Annotated in this window: 20 protein-coding genes and 1 pseudogene; 10 read left to right on the top strand and 11 right to left on the bottom strand. The window is 74.4% G+C overall.

All coding sequences use genetic code 11. The annotated features are described in order from the left end of the window. Window positions 1–212 precede the first annotated feature (212 nt). Window positions 213–578 (top strand): hypothetical protein, encoded by a 366-nt coding sequence (locus tag ACZ7KX_RS41360; protein WP_470331107.1) that lies wholly within the window; start codon window positions 213–215, stop codon window positions 576–578. A gap of 253 nt (window positions 579–831) precedes the next feature. Beyond that, entirely contained in the window at window positions 832–1,740 is a 909-nt protein-coding gene (locus ACZ7KX_RS41355) for a LysR family transcriptional regulator (RefSeq protein WP_470331106.1), read from the top strand. 66 nt (window positions 1,741–1,806) lie between these two features. On the opposite strand, the gene ypfJ is transcribed toward ACZ7KX_RS41355, so the two are convergent. Both ypfJ and ACZ7KX_RS41345 read right to left on the bottom strand, forming a co-directional pair. Further along, a complete protein-coding gene (ypfJ, locus tag ACZ7KX_RS41350) occupies window positions 1,807–2,715 on the bottom strand; it encodes a KPN_02809 family neutral zinc metallopeptidase (RefSeq protein WP_470331105.1) in 909 nt (302 codons plus the stop codon). A gap of 170 nt (window positions 2,716–2,885) precedes the next feature. Continuing rightward, a complete protein-coding gene (locus tag ACZ7KX_RS41345) occupies window positions 2,886–3,737 on the bottom strand; it encodes a helix-turn-helix transcriptional regulator (RefSeq protein ID WP_470331104.1) in 852 nt (283 codons plus the stop codon). A gap of 140 nt (window positions 3,738–3,877) precedes the next feature. Between ACZ7KX_RS41345 and ACZ7KX_RS41340 the strand changes: the two genes are divergently transcribed. The 4 genes from ACZ7KX_RS41340 (at window position 3,878) to ACZ7KX_RS41325 (ending at window position 6,655) form a co-directional block, all read left to right on the top strand. Continuing rightward, entirely contained in the window at window positions 3,878–4,408 is a 531-nt protein-coding gene (locus ACZ7KX_RS41340) for an EF-hand domain-containing protein (protein ID WP_470331103.1), read from the top strand. Between the two features lie 88 nt (window positions 4,409–4,496). After that, window positions 4,497–5,024: a hypothetical protein gene (locus ACZ7KX_RS41335; protein ID WP_470331102.1), complete on the top strand. Its 528-nt coding sequence runs from the start codon at window positions 4,497–4,499 to the stop codon at window positions 5,022–5,024. 4 nt (window positions 5,025–5,028) lie between these two features. Further along, complete coding sequence (locus tag ACZ7KX_RS41330) at window positions 5,029–5,511, top strand: hypothetical protein (RefSeq protein ID WP_470331101.1); 483 nt, start codon at window positions 5,029–5,031, stop codon at window positions 5,509–5,511. A gap of 286 nt (window positions 5,512–5,797) precedes the next feature. After that, window positions 5,798–6,655, top strand: coding sequence for an NAD-dependent epimerase/dehydratase family protein (locus ACZ7KX_RS41325; RefSeq protein WP_470331100.1), 858 nt, complete (start codon window positions 5,798–5,800; stop codon window positions 6,653–6,655). A 111-nt stretch (window positions 6,656–6,766) separates the two neighbouring features. Here ACZ7KX_RS41325 and fusA read toward each other — a convergent pair whose 3' ends face one another. The 3 genes and pseudogenes from fusA to ACZ7KX_RS41310 all read right to left on the bottom strand — a co-directional run. After that, on the bottom strand, window positions 6,767–8,878 hold the full coding sequence (gene fusA, locus ACZ7KX_RS41320) for an elongation factor G (RefSeq protein ID WP_470331099.1): 2,112 nt from the start codon (window positions 8,876–8,878) through the stop codon (window positions 6,767–6,769). A 385-nt stretch (window positions 8,879–9,263) separates the two neighbouring features. Next, entirely contained in the window at window positions 9,264–9,770 is a 507-nt protein-coding gene (locus tag ACZ7KX_RS41315; RefSeq protein WP_470331098.1) for a hemerythrin domain-containing protein, read from the bottom strand. 89 nt (window positions 9,771–9,859) lie between these two features. Further along, window positions 9,860–10,137, bottom strand: a pseudogene (locus ACZ7KX_RS41310) (RNA-guided endonuclease TnpB family protein); the annotation flags it as partial. 79 nt (window positions 10,138–10,216) lie between these two features. Here ACZ7KX_RS41310 and ACZ7KX_RS41305 point away from each other — a divergent pair. Both ACZ7KX_RS41305 and ACZ7KX_RS41300 read left to right on the top strand, forming a co-directional pair. Beyond that, window positions 10,217–10,738, top strand: coding sequence for a DUF6328 family protein (locus tag ACZ7KX_RS41305; protein ID WP_470331097.1), 522 nt, complete (start codon window positions 10,217–10,219; stop codon window positions 10,736–10,738). 85 nt (window positions 10,739–10,823) lie between these two features. After that, on the top strand, window positions 10,824–11,420 hold the full coding sequence (locus ACZ7KX_RS41300; protein WP_470331096.1) for an AAA family ATPase: 597 nt from the start codon (window positions 10,824–10,826) through the stop codon (window positions 11,418–11,420). A 70-nt stretch (window positions 11,421–11,490) separates the two neighbouring features. Here ACZ7KX_RS41300 and ACZ7KX_RS41295 read toward each other — a convergent pair whose 3' ends face one another. Next, the gene (locus ACZ7KX_RS41295; protein ID WP_470331095.1) at window positions 11,491–12,483 is read right to left on the bottom strand and encodes a GlxA family transcriptional regulator; all 993 of its coding nucleotides are present in this window, start codon (window positions 12,481–12,483) and stop codon (window positions 11,491–11,493) included. Window positions 12,484–12,535: 52 nt separating this feature from the next. On the opposite strand from ACZ7KX_RS41295, the gene ACZ7KX_RS41290 reads away from it, so the two are divergent. After that, on the top strand, window positions 12,536–12,931 hold the full coding sequence (locus ACZ7KX_RS41290; RefSeq protein WP_470331094.1) for a cupin domain-containing protein: 396 nt from the start codon (window positions 12,536–12,538) through the stop codon (window positions 12,929–12,931). Between the two features lie 58 nt (window positions 12,932–12,989). On the opposite strand, the gene ACZ7KX_RS41285 is transcribed toward ACZ7KX_RS41290, so the two are convergent. The 3 genes from ACZ7KX_RS41285 to ACZ7KX_RS41275 form a co-directional block, all read right to left on the bottom strand. Further along, the gene (locus ACZ7KX_RS41285; protein ID WP_470331093.1) at window positions 12,990–13,457 is read right to left on the bottom strand and encodes an NUDIX domain-containing protein; all 468 of its coding nucleotides are present in this window, start codon (window positions 13,455–13,457) and stop codon (window positions 12,990–12,992) included. Between the two features lie 75 nt (window positions 13,458–13,532). Continuing rightward, entirely contained in the window at window positions 13,533–13,781 is a 249-nt protein-coding gene (locus tag ACZ7KX_RS41280) for a hypothetical protein (protein ID WP_470331092.1), read from the bottom strand. Beyond that, window positions 13,778–13,987: a hypothetical protein gene (locus ACZ7KX_RS41275; RefSeq protein ID WP_470331091.1), complete on the bottom strand. Its 210-nt coding sequence runs from the start codon at window positions 13,985–13,987 to the stop codon at window positions 13,778–13,780. The genes ACZ7KX_RS41280 and ACZ7KX_RS41275 overlap by 4 nt, the downstream gene beginning before the upstream one ends. Before the next feature lie 193 nt (window positions 13,988–14,180). Between ACZ7KX_RS41275 and ACZ7KX_RS41270 the strand changes: the two genes are divergently transcribed. Beyond that, a complete protein-coding gene (locus ACZ7KX_RS41270) occupies window positions 14,181–14,936 on the top strand; it encodes a helix-turn-helix domain-containing protein (RefSeq protein ID WP_470331090.1) in 756 nt (251 codons plus the stop codon). Between the two features lie 115 nt (window positions 14,937–15,051). Here the strand turns inward: ACZ7KX_RS41270 and ACZ7KX_RS41265 are convergent, their stop codons facing one another. Together ACZ7KX_RS41265 and ACZ7KX_RS41260 are read right to left on the bottom strand one after the other, a co-directional pair. Continuing rightward, window positions 15,052–15,837 carry an oxidoreductase gene (locus tag ACZ7KX_RS41265; RefSeq protein ID WP_470331089.1) on the bottom strand — a complete coding sequence of 262 codons (786 nt, stop codon included), beginning with the start codon at window positions 15,835–15,837 and terminating at the stop codon, window positions 15,052–15,054. Window positions 15,838–15,921: 84 nt separating this feature from the next. Beyond that, window positions 15,922–16,497, bottom strand: a complete 576-nt coding sequence (locus tag ACZ7KX_RS41260; protein WP_350519369.1) for a TetR/AcrR family transcriptional regulator — start codon at window positions 16,495–16,497, stop codon at window positions 15,922–15,924. Window positions 16,498–16,534 lie beyond the last annotated feature (37 nt).

The raw sequence follows: 16,534 nt of genomic DNA, 5'->3' as shown, positions 1-16,534 counted from the left end.
CACCCCCCAGGTCATGCGATCGACAGGGGGCAACAGTCATGCCGGACCCGGAGGCCAGGAGCCCCGTTTCAGGGCCACGAAGAAGGTAACGGGGGCAAGCAGCCACGCCCCTGTCAGATGTCAGGGACCGCCGGGGGCGCCGCGTTCCTAGGCTGACGTGCACCGGTCCGGCCGATCGCCGGGCCCCGTACCAGCCAAGGGAGAACCACCCCATGCGCAGGATCACCCACGCCCTGGCCGCCCTCGGCCTCGCCACCGCCGCCCTGACCGCGATGGGCACCGGCAGTGCCGGCGCCGCGGACGGCTCCTGGGCGGGCTGCCCGTCCGGGGCGGTCTGCATCTACCCGCAGAACCAGAACCCGGCCGTCTCCCCCACCGACATCTACTACAGCTACGGCGCCCACAACCTGAGCAACCAGTTCGGCAACCACTGGGTGCTGAACAACCAGACCGGCGGCGCGCACGCGCACCTGTGCCGCAACTCGGGCGGCGGCAACTGCGTCTACGACATCCCCGCCCAGAACGGCGTCTACTACGACCTGGGGCCGATCAACTCGATCACGCTCGACCGTCCCTGACGCATCACCGGCAGCATTCCGGTTCCGGCAGTGCCCGCCGCACGGGGGACGGCGGGCACTGCCCGTGCCGGGCGGGGGGCGTCAGGCGGGGTGGACGCCCGGCCGCCACCGCGTCCTGTCCCACGTCACCCGCACCGGCGGCACCCACGCCGGTGCACTGCCCGCCGGCCCGTCCGAAGCCGCGGATACCCTGCAGGACCAGGGATGGCGGTGTGCCGTCGGAGACACGGGGACAGGACGGGACGGGACGCCGGTGGACCTGCACACGCTCGGCCAGTTCCTCGTCGTGGCGCGGCTGGAGCACCTGAGCCGCGCGGCCGAGGAACTGCGCGTCGCCCAGCCGTCGTTGAGCCGCAGCATCGCCCGCCTGGAGGCCGAGCTGGGCACCCCGCTGTTCGACCGGGGCGGGCGGCTGCGCCTCAACGAGGCCGGGCGGATCTTCCGCGGCCACGTCGAGCGCTCGCTCGGCGAACTGGCCGCCGGACGGCGGGCGGTGGCCGAGGCCGCCGGGCAGGGCTTCGGCACGGTCCGGCTGGCCTCGGAGACCTTCCTGGCCTTCAGCGGGCCGCTGGCCGCGTTCAAGCGGGCCCACCCCGGGGTGGAGATCGAACTGCACCAGCTGTCCGCCGAGGAGGCCGCCCGCCGGCTGCGGGCCCAGGACGTCGACCTCGCCGTCGTCTCCCAGCCGATCGCCGCCGACGGGCTGGAGACCGTCCCGCTGCTCGACGAGGCGGTCGGGCTGGCCGTCGCCCCCGGCCACCCGCTGGCCACCCGCACCGCGGTCGGCATCGACGAGATCGCCGGCCACCCGTTCATCGCCGCCCGCCCCGGGCACTGGCAACGGCGCCTGCTGGAGCGGCTGTTCGCCGGGCACGGCCTGACGCCCAGGATCGTCTGCGAGGTCGACGAGGTCGGCGCCATCGCCGAACTGATCAGCGCGGACCTGGGCATCGGCCTGGTGCCCGCCGTCGGCCGCCGCACCGCCACCCGCCTGCCGCTGGCCTGGGTCGCCGTCGACGCCCCCGACTGCCGCCGCACCCTCACCCTCGCCTGGGGCGCGGGCACCCGCCTGCCCGCCGCCGTCCGCCTGCTGCGCGACGCCGTCGCCGAATGGGACTGGGAGGGCAGCGGCGCGGCGGCCCCGGGGGCCGGGCCGGCCTGACGGCGCGGGCAGTCCTGCACGGGCGGGCGCCGCGGCCCGGGCCAGGCCTCGGGGCGCTGCCGGCTGCTACAGCTTCGCCGCCGAGAAGGTGTCGCACTGGGCGAGGTCGCCGCTGCGGTAGCCGGTGGTGAACCAGGCCTTGCGCTGCTCGGAGGAGCCGTGCGTCCAGGCCTCCGGGTTGATCCGCCCGGTGGCCTGCTGCTGGATGCGGTCGTCGCCGACGGCCGCGGCCGCGTCCAGGCCCTGGGCGATGTCCTGGTCGGTGAGGGAGGCGATCAGGGGCCGTCCGGTGGAGGGCTGCGGGGTGGTGGTGGCGTGGTGGGCCCACACCCCGGCGTAGCAGTCGGCCTGCAGTTCCAGGCGTACCGAGGCGCTGTTCGCGCCCTGGCGGTCGTTCCCGACCTTCTGCATCGTGCCGGTGAGGGTCTGGATGTGGTGGCCGTACTCGTGGGCGACGACGTAGGACTCGGCGAAGGGGCCGCCCTTGGCACCGAAGCGGGCGGAGAGCTCGTTGAAGAAACCGAGGTCGACGTAGGCCTTCTTGTCGCCGGGGCAGTAGAACGGGCCGACGGCCGAGGTCGCCGGCCCGCAGGCGGTGGAGACCCGGTCGGTGAACAGGACCGTCTCGGCGTTCTTGTACGGGATGTTGGTGCGGCGCGGCAGTTCGGTGCGCCAGAACTCCTGCAGGCTGTTGGTGACCGCCACGATCCGGCAGTCCTGGCGCTTGTTGGCGTCCGCGCCGGTCTTGCAGGCCTGCTGGGCCTCGCCGGCGGTGCGCACGCCCGAGGAGGAGCCGGAGCCGGAGCCGCTGCCGGAGGACAGGCCGAGCAGCTTCGGGTCGACGCCGAGGACGACCGCGATCAGCACGGCGATCAGGCCCACGGCCCCGCCGCCGATGGCGATCTTCCCGCCCGGGATGCCGCGCCGGTCGTCCACCTGCGAGGTGTCGAGGTCGCCCTGGTCGTCGAACTGCATGCCCTGCCTGCCCGGTTCCGTACGTGTTCCGCCCTGCTGGTGACGGTCTGTGCCGTCGGCGGCCCGCCCAGCCTACGGGCAGCGGCTGCGGGCGTGGCGCGCTGGGGACCGGGGGTGAGGGGAGCCGGGGGCCTTCAGGCCTGCACCCGCGCTGACGCGTGCGCCTGCGCTCACACCTGCGCCTGCGCCTGCGCCTGTGCGCCGACGACGCGCAGCAGCTGCAGGCGGGAGGCGGACTCGCTGCCGGGTGCGGCGGTGTGCACCAGCAGCAGCTGGTCCTCGCCGCCGGCGGCCAGCACCTCGCACTCCAGCTCCAGCTCCCCCACCACCGGGTGCCGCACCCGCTTGCGGCCGGTGCGCCGCCGGGCGACCTCGTGCCGTTCCCAGTGCGCGGTGAACTCCTCCCCGGTGGCGAGGAGTTGCTGCAGCAGTTCGGCGGCGCGCCGGTCCCCGGGGCGGGCGGAGCGGGCCGCGCGCAGGGCGGCGACGTGGGCGCGGGCCAGGTCCTCGTGGTCCTCGGGCGGGAACAGCTCCCGGCAGCCGGGTTCGGTGAACCAGCGCAGCAGCAGGTTGCGCCGCTCGGGCGCCAGGGCCGCGGTGTCGCCGAAGACGGCGCCGGCCATCGGGTTCTGGGCGAGGACGTCGCCGAGGTCGGTGACGACCTGGGCGGGTGTGTCGTGCAGCCGGTCCAGGATCAGCAGCAGCCCCGGGCGTACGTGCCCGAGCGGCCCGTGCCGGCGCGGCGGCTCGTGCCCGGCGAGGCGGAACAGGTGGTCGCGCTCGTCCTCGCTCAGCCGCAGCGCCCGCGCGAGTGCCGCCAGCAGCTGCGGCGAGGGCTGCGGGCCGCGCCGCTGCTCCAGGCGCGCGTAGTAGTCCACGGACAGCCCGGCCACCTGCGCGACCTCCTCGCGCCGCAGTCCGGGCGTGCGCCGCCGCGCCCCGGGCGGCAGCCCGAGGTCGGCGGGGGTGAGCCGGGCCCGGGCCCGGGTGAGGAAGTCGGCCAGCGCCGTTCGGTCGGTCATGCCCCCAGCATGGCCCGCGGGGCGGGCCGCAGCCAGGGACCGCCGGTCCCTGGCTGAGCGCTGCGCCTCCCCCGCCCGCGCCCGTCCCGCCGATAGCGTGACGGACGCAAATGTCCTCGTCAGGAAAGGTTGGTGACGGAATGTCCGATGCGGCGAAGCGGCGCATCTTCGCGATGCTGGACGCCGACGGCGACGGTGTGATCACCCTCGGCGAGTACCTCGCCCGGGTCGACCGGGCCGCCTCGGCCTTCGGGCGCGGCCCGCAGGACCCGCTGGTCGCTGCGGCCCGGGCGGCCCACCGGGAGGTCTTCGGGCGGATGGACGGCGACGGGGACGGCGGTGTCACCTTCGAGGAGTACCGCGACTGGGCCGGTCACGAGACCTTCGAGCAGACCTGCCGGCCCGCCCTCGGCTCGCTGTTCGACCTCGCCGACGGCGACGGCGACGGGCGCCTGACCCGCGAGGAGTTCACCGGGCTGCGGACGGCGAGCGGCAACCCGGCCGAGGGGGCCGACGCCGCGTTCGACGCTCTGGACCCCGACGGCGAGGGCACCGTGGACCGCGCCGCCTACCTGGCAGCGATCCACGCCTTCCTCACCACCGGCTCCTCCCCCATGGCCGGCGCCTACGGCGACGCCCGCCCGGTCCTGCGGGAACCGTCCGCCCGCTGACCGGCCCGCCGGCCGGGCCCCGCCGCACGCGCGCCCCCACCCGGGAAACCCGGGTGCCCCGCCGGTGGGGCCGTGCGAGCATCGGCGGGTGATCGACATCGAGGAGCTGCCCGGCGCCGACCTGATCGGCAGACGGCTGCTGAAGGTGACCACGGCGTGGCACCACCACGGCGACGACGAGCCGTCGCTGCTGCACCTGTGGCTCCATCTGGAGGACCTGGGCCCGGTGCTGTTCCACACGCCGTCGACCGGCCTGTCACTGCGGGCCGAGCGGCCGCACGGGCCGTACTCGATGGCGCAGTACGGCAGCGTCCGCGTGACCGATGACCCGCCCGGCGTCCCGCTGACCGGGTTCGTCGGGCAGCCGGTCCGCGCGGTGCGGGAGATCGGCTACGACGACGGCCGGGTCGCCTTCACGGCCGGCCTCACCCTCCGGTTCCCCGGCGGGGACGTCCGACTGCTCGCCCTCGTCGACGAGTTGACCATCGCCGACGACCGGCATCCGGGCCCGGCCGGGGCCCACCTGCACGCGGGCGCGGACCTCCCGCGGGCGGGCGGCGCAAGACCTGCCGGCGCTCCACCGGGCGGCGCTCCGCCGGGCGACGGAAAGGGCTGAGTCGATGGCCATCCACCCCGGCCGCGACTACGCGGTCATCGCGATGTACTCCGTGGCCGAGGACGCCTGGCACCTGGAACTGGAGTTCCTCCGCGAGCAGCGCACCCTGGCGGTCGCGGTCGTCCCCGACGAGGACCCGGCCCGCGAGCCGACGGTGAGCTTCGATCCCCAGGAGCGCTGCCCGGACGTCCCGTTCGAGGTGCTGCGCTGGTTCGTGGAGCAGGTCGAGGAGGAGATCCGCACCTCCCGCGCCTGGATGCGGCTGCAGCCCGAGCTGGTGGAGGTGGTCCACCGCCTGCGCCGGGAGCACGCGGGCGCCGTCGAGGACGCCGACTTCCCCGGCGTCCTCGCGCGGCTGCGCGACGCCGTCGCCGCGCCGGACCTGCCCGCCGTCCTGGCGGCCGCCTTCGGGCGGGGCCCCGACGGCAGCGAGTTGAGCGGCGGGCAGGCGCTGCGGATCGTCGAGGAGGCCGCAGCGGCCCGCTGACGGCCCGGGGGGCCGCAACCTTCGGGTTGCGACCCCCGGACGGCACCATCGTGATCAACGCCCCCGGGGAGCGGGTCCGGTCCGCCCGGTGGGAGCACCGCCTCGGCGCGATCAGGGAGCTGTCGGAGGACGCCACCGCCCCGTGAGCCGAACCGGCGGCCGGCCGGTGGGCCGCAGCCAGGGACCGCCGGTCCCTGGTTCGGGAGGTCTCTGCCGCGCCGCGCGGTGCGCGGGCAGGGTGGCGGGTGTCGAAGGACGGCAGTGACTTCCTTGGAGGGAACGGGCGATGACGACGATCCTGGTGACGGGCGCGACCGGTTCGGTGGGCAGCCGGCTGGTGCCGCGGCTGGTGCGGTGGGCCGGGGCGCAGGGCTCCTCGGTGCGGGTGCTGGTGCGCGACGAGCGGAAGGCGGCCGCCCTGGCGGGCCTCGGCGTGCAGGTGGTGACCGGCGACCTGTGCGAAGAGGCGGACCGGGCACGGGCGTTGGCGGGGGCCGCCGTGGTGCTGAACGTGGCGGCGGCGCTGCGCGGGGTGCCGGACGAGGCGGCGTGGGCGGTCAACCGGGACGCGGCGGTGGCGCTGGGGCGCGAGGCCGCGCAGACGGGGGTGGCGCGGTTCGTCCACACCAGTACGAACCTGGTGTACGGGCGGGGGCTGGGGCGCCCCGCGCTGGAGCGCGACCGCCTGGCGCCGGACCCGGCGTGGGGGGTGTACGCGGCGTCCAAGGCGCAGGCGGAGGCCGGGCTGCGCGCGCTCGGGGACGAACTGCCGCTGGTGGTAGCGCGGTTGGCGTTCGTGTACGGGGAGGGCGATCCGCACCTGGCGCAGTCGCTGCAGTGGGCGGCGTCCTGGCCCGCGCACCAGCGCCTGGCGGTGGTGCACCACGCGGACGTGGCGCAGGCGCTGTGGCGGGCGGTGACCGTGCCGGGCATCGAGGGGCGCACCTACAACGTGGGCGACGACGCGCCGCTGACGGCCTGGGACCTGCACGCACTCAACGACCGTACGCACCCGGGCGGTTCGCCGCAGGCGCCGTTCGACCCGTGGGAGGGGCAGGTGTCGACGGCGGCCGCGCGCCGTGAGCTGGGCTGGCGTCCGCTGTACCCGTCGGCGTGGGCGGCGGCCGAGGCCGGGGCGCTGTAGCGGACGCACACGCGCACCCGCCCCGCACCCGCACCCGCCCCGCACCCGCACCGCACCCGGCCCCGCACCCGCACCCGGCCCTCCCCGGGCGGGGAGGGCCGGGCAGCGGGCTCAGCCGGCGCTCGCGGGTGCGGGCGCGTAGCCGGCCGGGCGGCTGGTGAAGGTGCCGCGACCCTGGGTGCGGCTGCGTAGGCGGCCCGCGTAGCCGAACAGTTCGGCCAGCGGCACCAGCGCGCTCACCCGGGCGGTGCCGCCGTGTCCGGCCGTGGTGGCCCGGACGAGGCCGCGGCGCGCGGCGAGGTCGCCGAGGACGGTGCCCAGCGCGTCCTCGGGCACGGTGACCGTCACCTCCGCGACCGGCTCCAGCAGGCGCATCCGCGAGGCCCGCAGCGCCGCGCGCAGGGCGAGGCGGGCGGCGGTGCGGAAGGCGAGCTCGGAGGAGTCCTTGGGGTGGGTGGCCCCGTCGGTGAGGGTGACGGCGACGCCGGTGACCGGGTGCCCGCCGAGCGGGCCCTCGGCGAGGGCGTCGCGGCAGCCCGCCTCCACGGCCTGCACGTACTCGCGCGGCACCCGCCCGCCGGTGACGGTCGAGGCGAACGCGAACTCCCCGTCGGCGTCGTCCGCGAGCGGGCCGACGTCGAGCACGAGGTGCGCGAACTGGCCTGCGCCGCCGTCCTGTTTGGCGTGCCGGTACACGAAGCCGCCGACGCCCTCGACCAGGGCCTCGCGCAGCGCGACCGTCGGCGCCCCGGTGACCGCCTCGATGCCGCTGTCGCGGCGCACCTTCTCCACCGCGACCTCCAGGTGCAGCTCGCCCAGGCCCGACAGGGTGCGCTGGCCGGTCTCCGGGTCGGTGGCCAGGCGCAGCGAGGGGTCCTCCTCGGCGAGGCGGGCCAGGGCGGCGGCGAGCTTGTCGGTGTCGGTGGCGCGGCGGGCCTCGACGGCGACGGTGACGACCGGTTCGGCGCTCACGGGGGCCTCCAGGAGGATGGGGTGGTCGGGGTCGCAGAGGGTGGCGCCGACGCGGGCGGCCTTGGGGCCGATGACGGCGACGATGTCGCCGGCGCGGGCGTGGTCGGTCTCGCTGTGGCGGTCGGCCATCACCCGCAGGATGCGGGCGACGCGTTCGGTGCGGCCGGTGGTGGTGTCGAGCACGGTGGCCCCCTTGTGCAGGGTTCCGGCGTACAGGCGCAGGTAGGTCAGGCGTCCGGTGGGGGCGGCGACGACCTTGAACGCCAGGGCGGTCAGGGGCTGTTCGGGGTCGGCGGTGCGCTGCTGTCGGGTGCCGTCCGCGCCGTGGTCGGCGGCCCGTACGGGCGGGACGTCGAGCGGGGAGGGCAGGTAGGCGACGGCGGCGTCCAGCAGGGGTTCGATGCCGCGGTTGCGGTAGGCGGAGCCGCACAGCACGACGACGGCCTCGCCGGTGCGGGTGAGTTCGCGCAGGGCGGTGGCCAGGGTCGCGGCGGTGACGGTGCCGTGGGCACAGAACTCCTCCAGGGCCTCGGGGTTCAGTTCGGCGACGGCCTCCTCCAGGGCGCGGCGGCGTGCGGCGGCCTCGGCGGCGAGGCCGGCGGGCACCGGGGTCTCGGCGGCCGGGGTGCCGTCGTCGTGCCAGGTGAGGGCGCGCAGGCGCAGCAGGTCGACGACGCCGGTGAAGGACTCCTCGGTGCCGATGGGCAGTTGGACGGCGAGCGGGTGCGGGTGCAGGCGTTCGCGGATGGAGGCGACGGCGGTGTCCAGGTCGGCGCCGGCGCGGTCGAGCTTGTTGACGAAGGCGATCCTCGGCACGCCGTGGCGTTCGGCCTGGCGCCAGACGGACTCGCTCTGCGGCTCGACGCCGGCGACCGCGTCGAACACCGCCACCGCGCCGTCCAGGACGCGCAGCGAGCGTTCGACCTCGTCGGCGAAGTCGACGTGGCCGGGGGTGTCGATGAGGTTGATCCGGTGGCCGGCCCAGGCGCAGCTGACGGCGGCGGCGAAGATGGTGATGCCGCGGTCGCGTTCCTGGGGGTCGAAGTCGGTGACGGTGGTGCCGTCGTGGACCTCGCCGCGCTTGTGGGTGGTGCCGGTGAGGTAGAGGATCCGCTCGGTGACGGTGGTCTTGCCGGCGTCGACGTGGGCGAGGATTCCGAGGTTGCGGACGGCGGCGATGGTGGCTACGCCGGTGCCGGTGGTGACGGCGGCCGTGCTGGTGGTGCTGCTGGTGGTGGTGTGGGTGCGCATGGCCCGGTTGCCTTTCGAGGCGTTTCGGTACGGGGTGGGCGCGCGATTGCCGGTGCCGGCGGACCGTCGGAGACGGGTGGTCCCGCAGGGGCCGCACGGGCGGGGACCAGCCGGGGCATGCCTGGCCGGGCCGGGCTGTGCCGGGTTCAGACGGTGGCGGCACCGTTCCGGTGCCGGCCGCGCAGCGGGCACCGGAAGGACGGGGACACCAGGATCACCTCGTACCGCGACGCGGGAGAGGGGGCGGCGGCGCACTGCTTCGGCACGGCCGCTCGCCCCCTCTCCCGTCTCGTTCGTCGGCTCGGCGGGCCGCGCGTCGGGGCGCGGCCGCGTGGCGAGTGTAGGGAAGGCCGCTCGCCCCTGGCGACGGGTTTTACGGCGGGTTCTACGGGGCCGGGGTCCCGAAGCGCAGGACCGGCTCTGACCAGCCGTCGTCGCGCACCCCGGCGTCGAGGGCGGCGCCGATGGCCCGTTCCTCGTAGCCGAAGTGGGAGTCCATGATGGCGGCCAGTCCGTCGAGTTCGCGCCCGATGGCCTCCAGGTCGGCGGGGGCGGCGGCACTCGCGGGGTCGGCGGCCTGTGCGGCGAGGTCGCTCACCCGGGTGAGGATGGCGGAGATGAACCCGTGGTCCTCGACGAGTTTGGCCACGGTCGGCGCCACGTCGGGCCTCTCGCGCAGGAGTTGGGCGAAGAGGCCGTCGTCCTCTCCCTGGTGGTGGTTGGTCAGGGCGGTGCAGAAGGCCAGGCAGTGGGTGAGGAGGGTGTCGTCGCCGCCCGGGCGGCGGTGCCCGAGGCCGGCGCGGACGGCGGCGAGACGGCGGCGCAAGTCCTGGTGCGCGCGGGAGAGTTGAAGGCTGAGGGCGGCCGTACGGCCGTCGGAGGGGGAGGCCACGGGTGGCGGTCCCTTTCGGTCGTGCACCTCCATGCCTGACGCAGCCCGTCACCGGCACGCGATGCCGGCGCCAGCAGATCACGCCACCCGGCGCCCGGGCAAGCGCGCCGGGACCACACGATGTCCAGCGGCTCGGCCGTCTTCGCCAGGGGCAGCCTGCCATCGCGGTACCGGAACCCGCTGGTGGTGTACTCGGCGGACCTCCGGGACTTCTTCCGGGACGTGAACGCCGGGTACTTCGCCCGCTTCGCCCAGAAGTTCCCGAACGCCCCTTGCAGATGCCGAGGCGTCCGCTGCAACGGACGGACGACACCTCGGACAGGTAGGCCGGTTCCCCGGTCTTCTTCCACGCCGTCAGCATCGCCGCGTCGCAGCCCCCTACCCTGCTCCGCAGAGGCTCCGATTCCTCCCCCGCTGAAGCCAGGAGCATCCACGAAAGGACCCAGATGACCAGCACACCGCCGCCCCCGGACGCCCCGCAGCCCTCCCCCGCGGCCCCGCCCGGCTGGGAGAACCCCGCCGTACGGGCCGACCGGCGCCTGGTGGAGATGCTGCAGGAGCTGCGGGTGCTGCAGACCGGCGTGCAGATCGTGTTCGCCTTCCTCCTCGGCGTCGCCTTCACCCCGCGCTTCACCGAACTCACCGACGCCCAGCAGGACATCTACATCGCCACCCTGCTGCTGAGCGTCGTCGCCGCGGCCGTCCTCGCCACCCCCGTCGCCCTGCACCGCGGCCTGTACCACCACCCCGCCAAGGCACGGATCGTCACCGTCTCCACCCGCATCGCGCAGATCGGCCTGGTGCTGCTCGCCAGCGCCCTGACCGGCGCCGTCCTGCTGGTCCTCGACGTCGTCCTCGGCGCGGCGGTGGCCGTCCCGATCGCCTGCGTCATCGCGCTGATCTTCACCGGCCTGTGGTTCGTGCTGCCCTGGTCCGTCCGCCGCGCCGCCACCCGCGACCAGGACTGACCCGCACACCACGGGGGCCGGCCCGGGGATCCGCCGCCGGCACCCCGCCGGGCCCGTGCGTGGCGCCGGCGCCTACGGTGGCCGTATGCACACCGACGACAGCCCGTGGGACGTCCTGCTGATCGGCGGGGCCTCCGGGGTCGGCAAGAGCCGTGCCGCCACCCGCCTGGCCGCCCGGCACGGGGCGTTCACGGTGGAGTTCGACGACGTCGTCGCCGCCCTGCAGGCCGCCACCACGGCGGCCACCCACCCCGGGCTGCACCACTTCACCGGCCCGGCCCCGGCCGGGGGCGCCGAGCGGGTCCTGGAGCTGCAGATCGCCACCGCCCGCGCCCTGGAGGCGGCCCTGCTCGGCGTCGTGCGCAACCGCCTCACCGTCGACGTGCCCGCCGTCGTCGAGGGCGACTACCTGACCCCGGCCGCCGCCGCCCGCGCCGCCGCCGAGGCCGCCGGGCAGGGACGGCGGGTACGGGCGGTCTTCCTCCACGAGGACGACCCGGCCCGCATCGCCGCCAACTACGCCGACCGCGAGCCCGACTGCGGCCCCCAGCCCGAACGCGCCGCCGTCAGCGCCCGCTACTCCGCCTGGCTCGCCGCCCAGGCCGCAGCCCACGCCCTGCCGGTGCTCGACTGCCGCCCGTACGCCACCCTGCCCGAACGCCTCGCCGCGGCCCTGGCCTGACCTACCCGGCCGAACCCTGCTCCGTCCCCGTTCCCGGCCGCCCCGGCCGGGCGCGCGTGGTGACCGGCCCTCACCCCGGCCCCGCCCCGAACCGGCGCTGGTACGCCGACGGTGTGATGCCCGTCTCGCGGCGCATCAGCGCCCGCAGGTTGGCCGCGGTGCCCAGCCCGCTGCGCCGGGCGACGACCTCGAAGCGTCGCTCGCCCCGCTCGATCAGCCGGCAGGCCAGGGCGAGCCGCTCCCCCGTCAGCCACGCCAGCGGGGTCGTTCCCAGCTGCGCCCGGAAGCGGCGGTGCAGCGTCGCCGGGCTGACCGCCGCCCGCCCGGCGAGGTCGGCCACCGTGAGCGGCGCGTCCAGCCTCTCCTGCGCCCAGGCCAGCACGGGCGCCAGCGACTCGTCCGGCAGGTCGGGCATCGGCCGCTCCACGAACTGCCGCTGCCCGCCGTCCCGGTGGGCCGCGAAGACCAGCCGCCGGCTCACCGCGTTGGCGACCTCCGCGCCGTGGTCGCGCCGCACCACGTGCAGCCCGAGGTCGAGGGCGGCCGCGCTGCCCGCGGCGGTGAGGATGTCGCCGTCGTCCACGAACAGCACGTCCGTTTCGAGGCGGACGGAGGGGAAACGGGCCCGGAAGGAATCCGCCCACTGCCAGTGCGCGGTGGCCCGCCGCCCGTCGAGGACCCCGGCCTCGGCCAGGGTGAACGCCCCGCTGCAGAAGCCGATCAGGCGCGCGCCGCGCGCGTGCGCCCGGCGGACGGCGTCCAGCACCGCGCGGCGGCGGGGCACCTCGGGGTCGGGGCGGTTGGGCACGATCAGGGTGTCCGCGTCATCGGCCGCCTCCAGCCCGGCGACGCCCGTGAGCGTGAAGAACCCGTCCCGCATCAGGGTGCGGGACCCGGGCGAGCACAGCCGGAAGTCGTAGAGGTCGCGGCCGATCTCCGGCCTGCGCAGACCGAACACCTCGGTCGCGCACCCGAGCTCGAAGGGATTGGAGTTCTCGTCCACGATCACGACCACCCGGTGCACGCCCGCCGCGCCGCCCCGGTGCGAGGATTCTTTCGACATGTGCGATTCCTAGCACTCCCGCCGGCCGGCCGGCACCCGCAGGATGGGTCCCATGAACAGCCTGCCCATCCCCCTGGACGAGGCCCTGGCCTCCTTCGACGCGCTGTGGAGCCCCCGCATCGTCACCCGCGTCAACGACTACGACGTCCGCATCGCCAAGGTCCACGGCGACCACGTCTGGCACGCCCACGACGACACCGACGAGTTCTTCCTCGTCCTCGACGGCGAACTGCGCATCTCCCTGCGCGGACCCGACGGCGAGCGCACCGTCGTGCTGCCGCGCGGGTCGGTCTTCACCGTCCCGCGCGGCACGGAGCACAGGCCCTCCGCCCCGGACGGCGCCGCGATCCTCATGTTCGAACCGACCGGCACCCCGACCGTCGGCGACCGCCACGACGAGATCCCCGCCCACGTGGACGCCACCACCGGCCACACCCTCGGCACCTGACCCCGGCCCCGGCCCTCGCACAGGAAGTCGGCCCCGCCGACTTCCTGTGCGAGGTGTGTCAGGTGGGGCGCTGTCCGTGGAGGAGGACGGGCAGGGCGCGGCCGGCGAGGGCTTCGGTGACGCGGGCCACCTGGGCGGGAGCCATGCGGGCGGGCAGGTCGCGGACGGGCACGAAGCGGGCGCCGAGCAGTCCGCTGCGCTGCTGCGCGGGGACGGTGAGGCAGACGTCGTCGGGCACGGTGCCGCCGTCGAAGACGAGGTTGAGGCGTTCCAGGTGGCGGTCGGCGGGGGTGAAGTCGACGGCGATCACGTCGTTCAGGCGCAGGTGCAGGCCGGTCTCGGCGTGCAGGTGGCGGGCGGCGGCCAGGTGCGGGGGCTCGTCGGGCTTGGCGGAGCCGCCGGGCAGGATCATGCCGTCCAGGTAGTCCGGGTTCACGAGCAGGACGTCACCGCGCCGGTTGCGCACCAGGACGAGACAGCCGAGCCGGCACACCGGCGGCTTGGCGAGAAGGCGGGGGTCTTGCATCGGGGAGTTCACTTTCTGAGCGTGCGGGAGAGCCGGAGGCTGAAGGCCGCCCACCAGAGAAGACGGGCCAGGTGATCAGACGTCATACGTCAGGCGCTCGTAGCGCAGCCCCTTGCGCAGGAGGTCGAGCAGACGCAGCAGGTCCAGCGGCCGGGCCGAGCCGAGGTCGATCAGGTAGTTGCCGGTGATCCGGCCGTACTCCCAGTCGACTTCGATGGAGGGCAACGTGACCCCACCGAGCGCGAGGACGGAGACGAGGTCTTCCACGACGCAGGCCGCCTGCCGGCGCTGCTCGGCGGTGGCACGGGAGAGCGCGGAGGTCATCGCGGCGCCTCCCCCGGCCTCGGGTGCACCTCGAACAGGCGCCACGCGGTGTAGGCGTCCCCGAAGAAGGTGAACGAGGCCAACTCGCCCGTCGCGTCGCTGCGCAGCCACTCCCCCGTGATCTCGTTGCGGACCCGGTAACGCTGCGCGCCGGGATCGAACCGCACCCCGTACCCGTGGGAGCGGGGAACCTGTTCAGGAATCATGGGAAAACAACCTTCCGCAGTCGAACTTCGACCATCTCGATCGGACTTGCGGCACGAGATCGCGCGCCGCAGGCACAGTCAGATCGTGCCGGTGGATGCGGAGCCATTGCGATGACGGGAAGGTGTCGCTCCGGCGCCATGACAAGACGTCATTTAGGCGTCGTAGAAAACGATTTGGAGCTAGCCTGTTGCCATGACGACGCCCAACGAGGCTCTGCGGGCCGTACGCCGTGGGCTGCGCCTGAGCCAGGACGAGTTCGCCAAGCGCCTGCGGACAGCGGGAATGGAGCAGGGCGAGCCCAACGAAGCGAGCAAACGCCTTGTCCAACGCTGGGAATCCGGGGAGGTACGAGCCCCTCGACCGGTGTACGTTCGTGCTCTTGAGGCTGTCACCAATCTTCCTGTGGACCGCCTCGGGTTCGAAACACCGCAGCTACCTTCTGGGGTAACCCTGGATGGCACAGGAGGGCACGACATGGCCAACAGCGAACCGGGCATACCGGTGCAGGCGGCTTCCGTCCCGGCAGGCGAGGATCACACCGGGGTATGGCTTAGCCGCTACGAGTTCTTCAGCAGCAGCCGCGACGGCTCCTTCACCGGCCTTCACCACGTCGTCCTGACCCAGCGCGGGAACCGCATCACGGGGCGTTCACTCCCTGGCGCTTCGTCCAACCCCGACTCTCCACTGTCCTTCGACCTGACCGTCGACCGGAACATCGTGACTGGCACCTGGGTCGAGCAGACCGCACCTGACGGCTACTACCAGGGCGCCCGGTACCACGGCGCCATTCAGCTGCTGATCGACCCGACCGGCCGACGCATGGCGGGAAAGTGGGTCGGATTCGGAAAGGAATTCGACGTGAACACCGGTCCCTGGGAGCTCCGGCTGCTCGACAAATCCACAGCGGACGAAACCCTGGGCCGCTACAGCACACCGCCCGTGGAGTAACTGACCGGCCTCCTTGCGCCACCGCCTCACCACCCCCGCGTAGGAAGTCGGCGGGGCCGACTTCCTACGCGGGGGATCCATCGGAAGGTGCCGGGCGGGCCGGCGGCGGGGGCTGTCAGACGGTCTTGATGGTGCCGCCGTCGATGACGTGGTCGGCGCCGTGGATGTTGGCGGCGCGGTCGGACAGCAGGAAGGCGACCAGGTCCGCGACCTCCTCGGGGGCGGTGAGGCGTCCCGAGGCGATGCCGAACTGCCCGGGCAGGCCTGCGAGCAGGGCGTCGTGGTCCACGCCGGACGCGGCGGCCACCTTGCTGCCGAAGCCGTCCGGGTCGGTCCACACCGGAGTGGCCGTGGGGCCCGGGGAGACGGTGTTGACGCGGACGCCGCGCGGCGCCAGTTCCTCGCTGAGCCGCTTCCCGAACTGGTTCAGCGCGGCCTTGGCCTCCGCGTAGCCGACCGGCGCGCCGGTCGGCATGCGGGCGTTGATCGAGGAGATGTTCACGATCGCGCCCTTGCGTTCCAGGATGCCCGGCAGGGCCGCCTTGGTGGTCCACACCGCGCTGAACAGGTTGAGGTCGAAGATCGTCTGCCACTGCTCGTCATCGACGTTCAGGAAGCCGTCGAGGGACAGGTTCCCCGTGTCGCCGCCGACGTTGTTGACGAGGAAGTCGATCCCGCCGACCGCGGCCAGCGCCCGGTCGACGACCGACCGCGCCCCGTCGCGGGTGCTCAGGTCGACGGGCAGGGCCGCGACGGCAGCTTCCTCCAGCTCGGGCGTGACGGTCCGGGCGGCACCCACCACCCGGACCCCCTCCGCGGCCAGGTTCCGGGCGATCGCGAGACCGATGCCGCGACTCGCGCCGGTGACCAGAGCGGTCTTCCCGCTGATACCGAGATCCATGATCCACCCCTCTTGGGACTAATTCTTGAACTTGAGGTCTAAAATCAGGGCGCGAAAAGGCGTCGCCCGTGGCGGCGCAGCACCTCAGAGGCCGGCCAGGGCCGTGTCGATGATCCGGTGCAGCACCGGCCGCTCGAAGGTCCGGGTCATGACCCGCAGCCCGGCGAGGGTGGTCTGCAGCAGCAGGGCCTGTGCCCCGGCGTCGACGCTCCGGTCGACGTCGCCGTCCCGCTGCCCCTGCTCGATGCGGGCGGTGAACAGGGCGATCATGCGCTCCTCGATGCGGTGCACCGCGCGGGCGGCCTCCTCGTCCTGCCCGCCGAGCTCCTCGACGGTGTTCTGGGCCAGGCATCCGCGCCGCACCGGCCCGTCCAGGTCCGTGTCCACGAGCAGCACGAAGTACGCGTGGATGCGCTCCCTGGCGGTGCCCGGCCGGGAGAGGAACTCCTCGGTCAGTCCCGAGCCGAGCCGGCCGTAGAGGTCCAACGCCCTGGCGAACAGCTCCCGTTTGGACCCGAAGGCGTGGTACAGGCTGCCCTTGGCCACTCCGGTCGCCTCGGCGAGGTCGGCCGGCGAGGTGGCCGAGTAGCCCTTGGTCCAGAACGTCTCCATCGCCTGCGCGACGGCCACGTCCGGTTCGAAGCCCTTCGGTCTGCCCATGCCGCCACCGTAGTGAGTAGTTGACCCGGAGGTCAAC

The organism is Kitasatospora sp. NPDC038210 (assembly GCF_055600605.1).
The sequence above is the reverse complement of the archived record's forward strand: the minus strand, read 5'-3'. Positions and strand labels throughout refer to the sequence as shown.

Excerpts from the sequence above, each read along its gene's own strand:
- ACZ7KX_RS41360 (WP_470331107.1), top strand. The coding sequence starts at position 213 with ATGCGCAGGATCACCCACGCCCTGGCCGCCCTCGGCCTCGCCACCGCC.
- ypfJ (WP_470331105.1), bottom strand. The coding sequence starts at position 2,715 with ATGCAGTTCGACGACCAGGGCGACCTCGACACCTCGCAGGTGGACGAC.
- ACZ7KX_RS41345 (WP_470331104.1), bottom strand. The coding sequence starts at position 3,737 with ATGACCGACCGAACGGCGCTGGCCGACTTCCTCACCCGGGCCCGGGCC.
- ACZ7KX_RS41340 (WP_470331103.1), top strand. The coding sequence starts at position 3,878 with ATGTCCGATGCGGCGAAGCGGCGCATCTTCGCGATGCTGGACGCCGAC.
- ACZ7KX_RS41330 (WP_470331101.1), top strand. The coding sequence starts at position 5,029 with ATGGCCATCCACCCCGGCCGCGACTACGCGGTCATCGCGATGTACTCC.
- ACZ7KX_RS41325 (WP_470331100.1), top strand. The coding sequence starts at position 5,798 with ATGACGACGATCCTGGTGACGGGCGCGACCGGTTCGGTGGGCAGCCGG.
- fusA (WP_470331099.1), bottom strand. The coding sequence starts at position 8,878 with ATGCGCACCCACACCACCACCAGCAGCACCACCAGCACGGCCGCCGTC.
- ACZ7KX_RS41305 (WP_470331097.1), top strand. The coding sequence starts at position 10,217 with ATGACCAGCACACCGCCGCCCCCGGACGCCCCGCAGCCCTCCCCCGCG.
- ACZ7KX_RS41300 (WP_470331096.1), top strand. The coding sequence starts at position 10,824 with ATGCACACCGACGACAGCCCGTGGGACGTCCTGCTGATCGGCGGGGCC.
- ACZ7KX_RS41295 (WP_470331095.1), bottom strand. The coding sequence starts at position 12,483 with ATGTCGAAAGAATCCTCGCACCGGGGCGGCGCGGCGGGCGTGCACCGG.
- ACZ7KX_RS41290 (WP_470331094.1), top strand. The coding sequence starts at position 12,536 with ATGAACAGCCTGCCCATCCCCCTGGACGAGGCCCTGGCCTCCTTCGAC.
- ACZ7KX_RS41285 (WP_470331093.1), bottom strand. The coding sequence starts at position 13,457 with ATGCAAGACCCCCGCCTTCTCGCCAAGCCGCCGGTGTGCCGGCTCGGC.
- ACZ7KX_RS41280 (WP_470331092.1), bottom strand. The coding sequence starts at position 13,781 with ATGACCTCCGCGCTCTCCCGTGCCACCGCCGAGCAGCGCCGGCAGGCG.
- ACZ7KX_RS41275 (WP_470331091.1), bottom strand. The coding sequence starts at position 13,987 with ATGATTCCTGAACAGGTTCCCCGCTCCCACGGGTACGGGGTGCGGTTC.
- ACZ7KX_RS41270 (WP_470331090.1), top strand. The coding sequence starts at position 14,181 with ATGACGACGCCCAACGAGGCTCTGCGGGCCGTACGCCGTGGGCTGCGC.
- ACZ7KX_RS41265 (WP_470331089.1), bottom strand. The coding sequence starts at position 15,837 with ATGGATCTCGGTATCAGCGGGAAGACCGCTCTGGTCACCGGCGCGAGT.
- ACZ7KX_RS41260 (WP_350519369.1), bottom strand. The coding sequence starts at position 16,497 with ATGGGCAGACCGAAGGGCTTCGAACCGGACGTGGCCGTCGCGCAGGCG.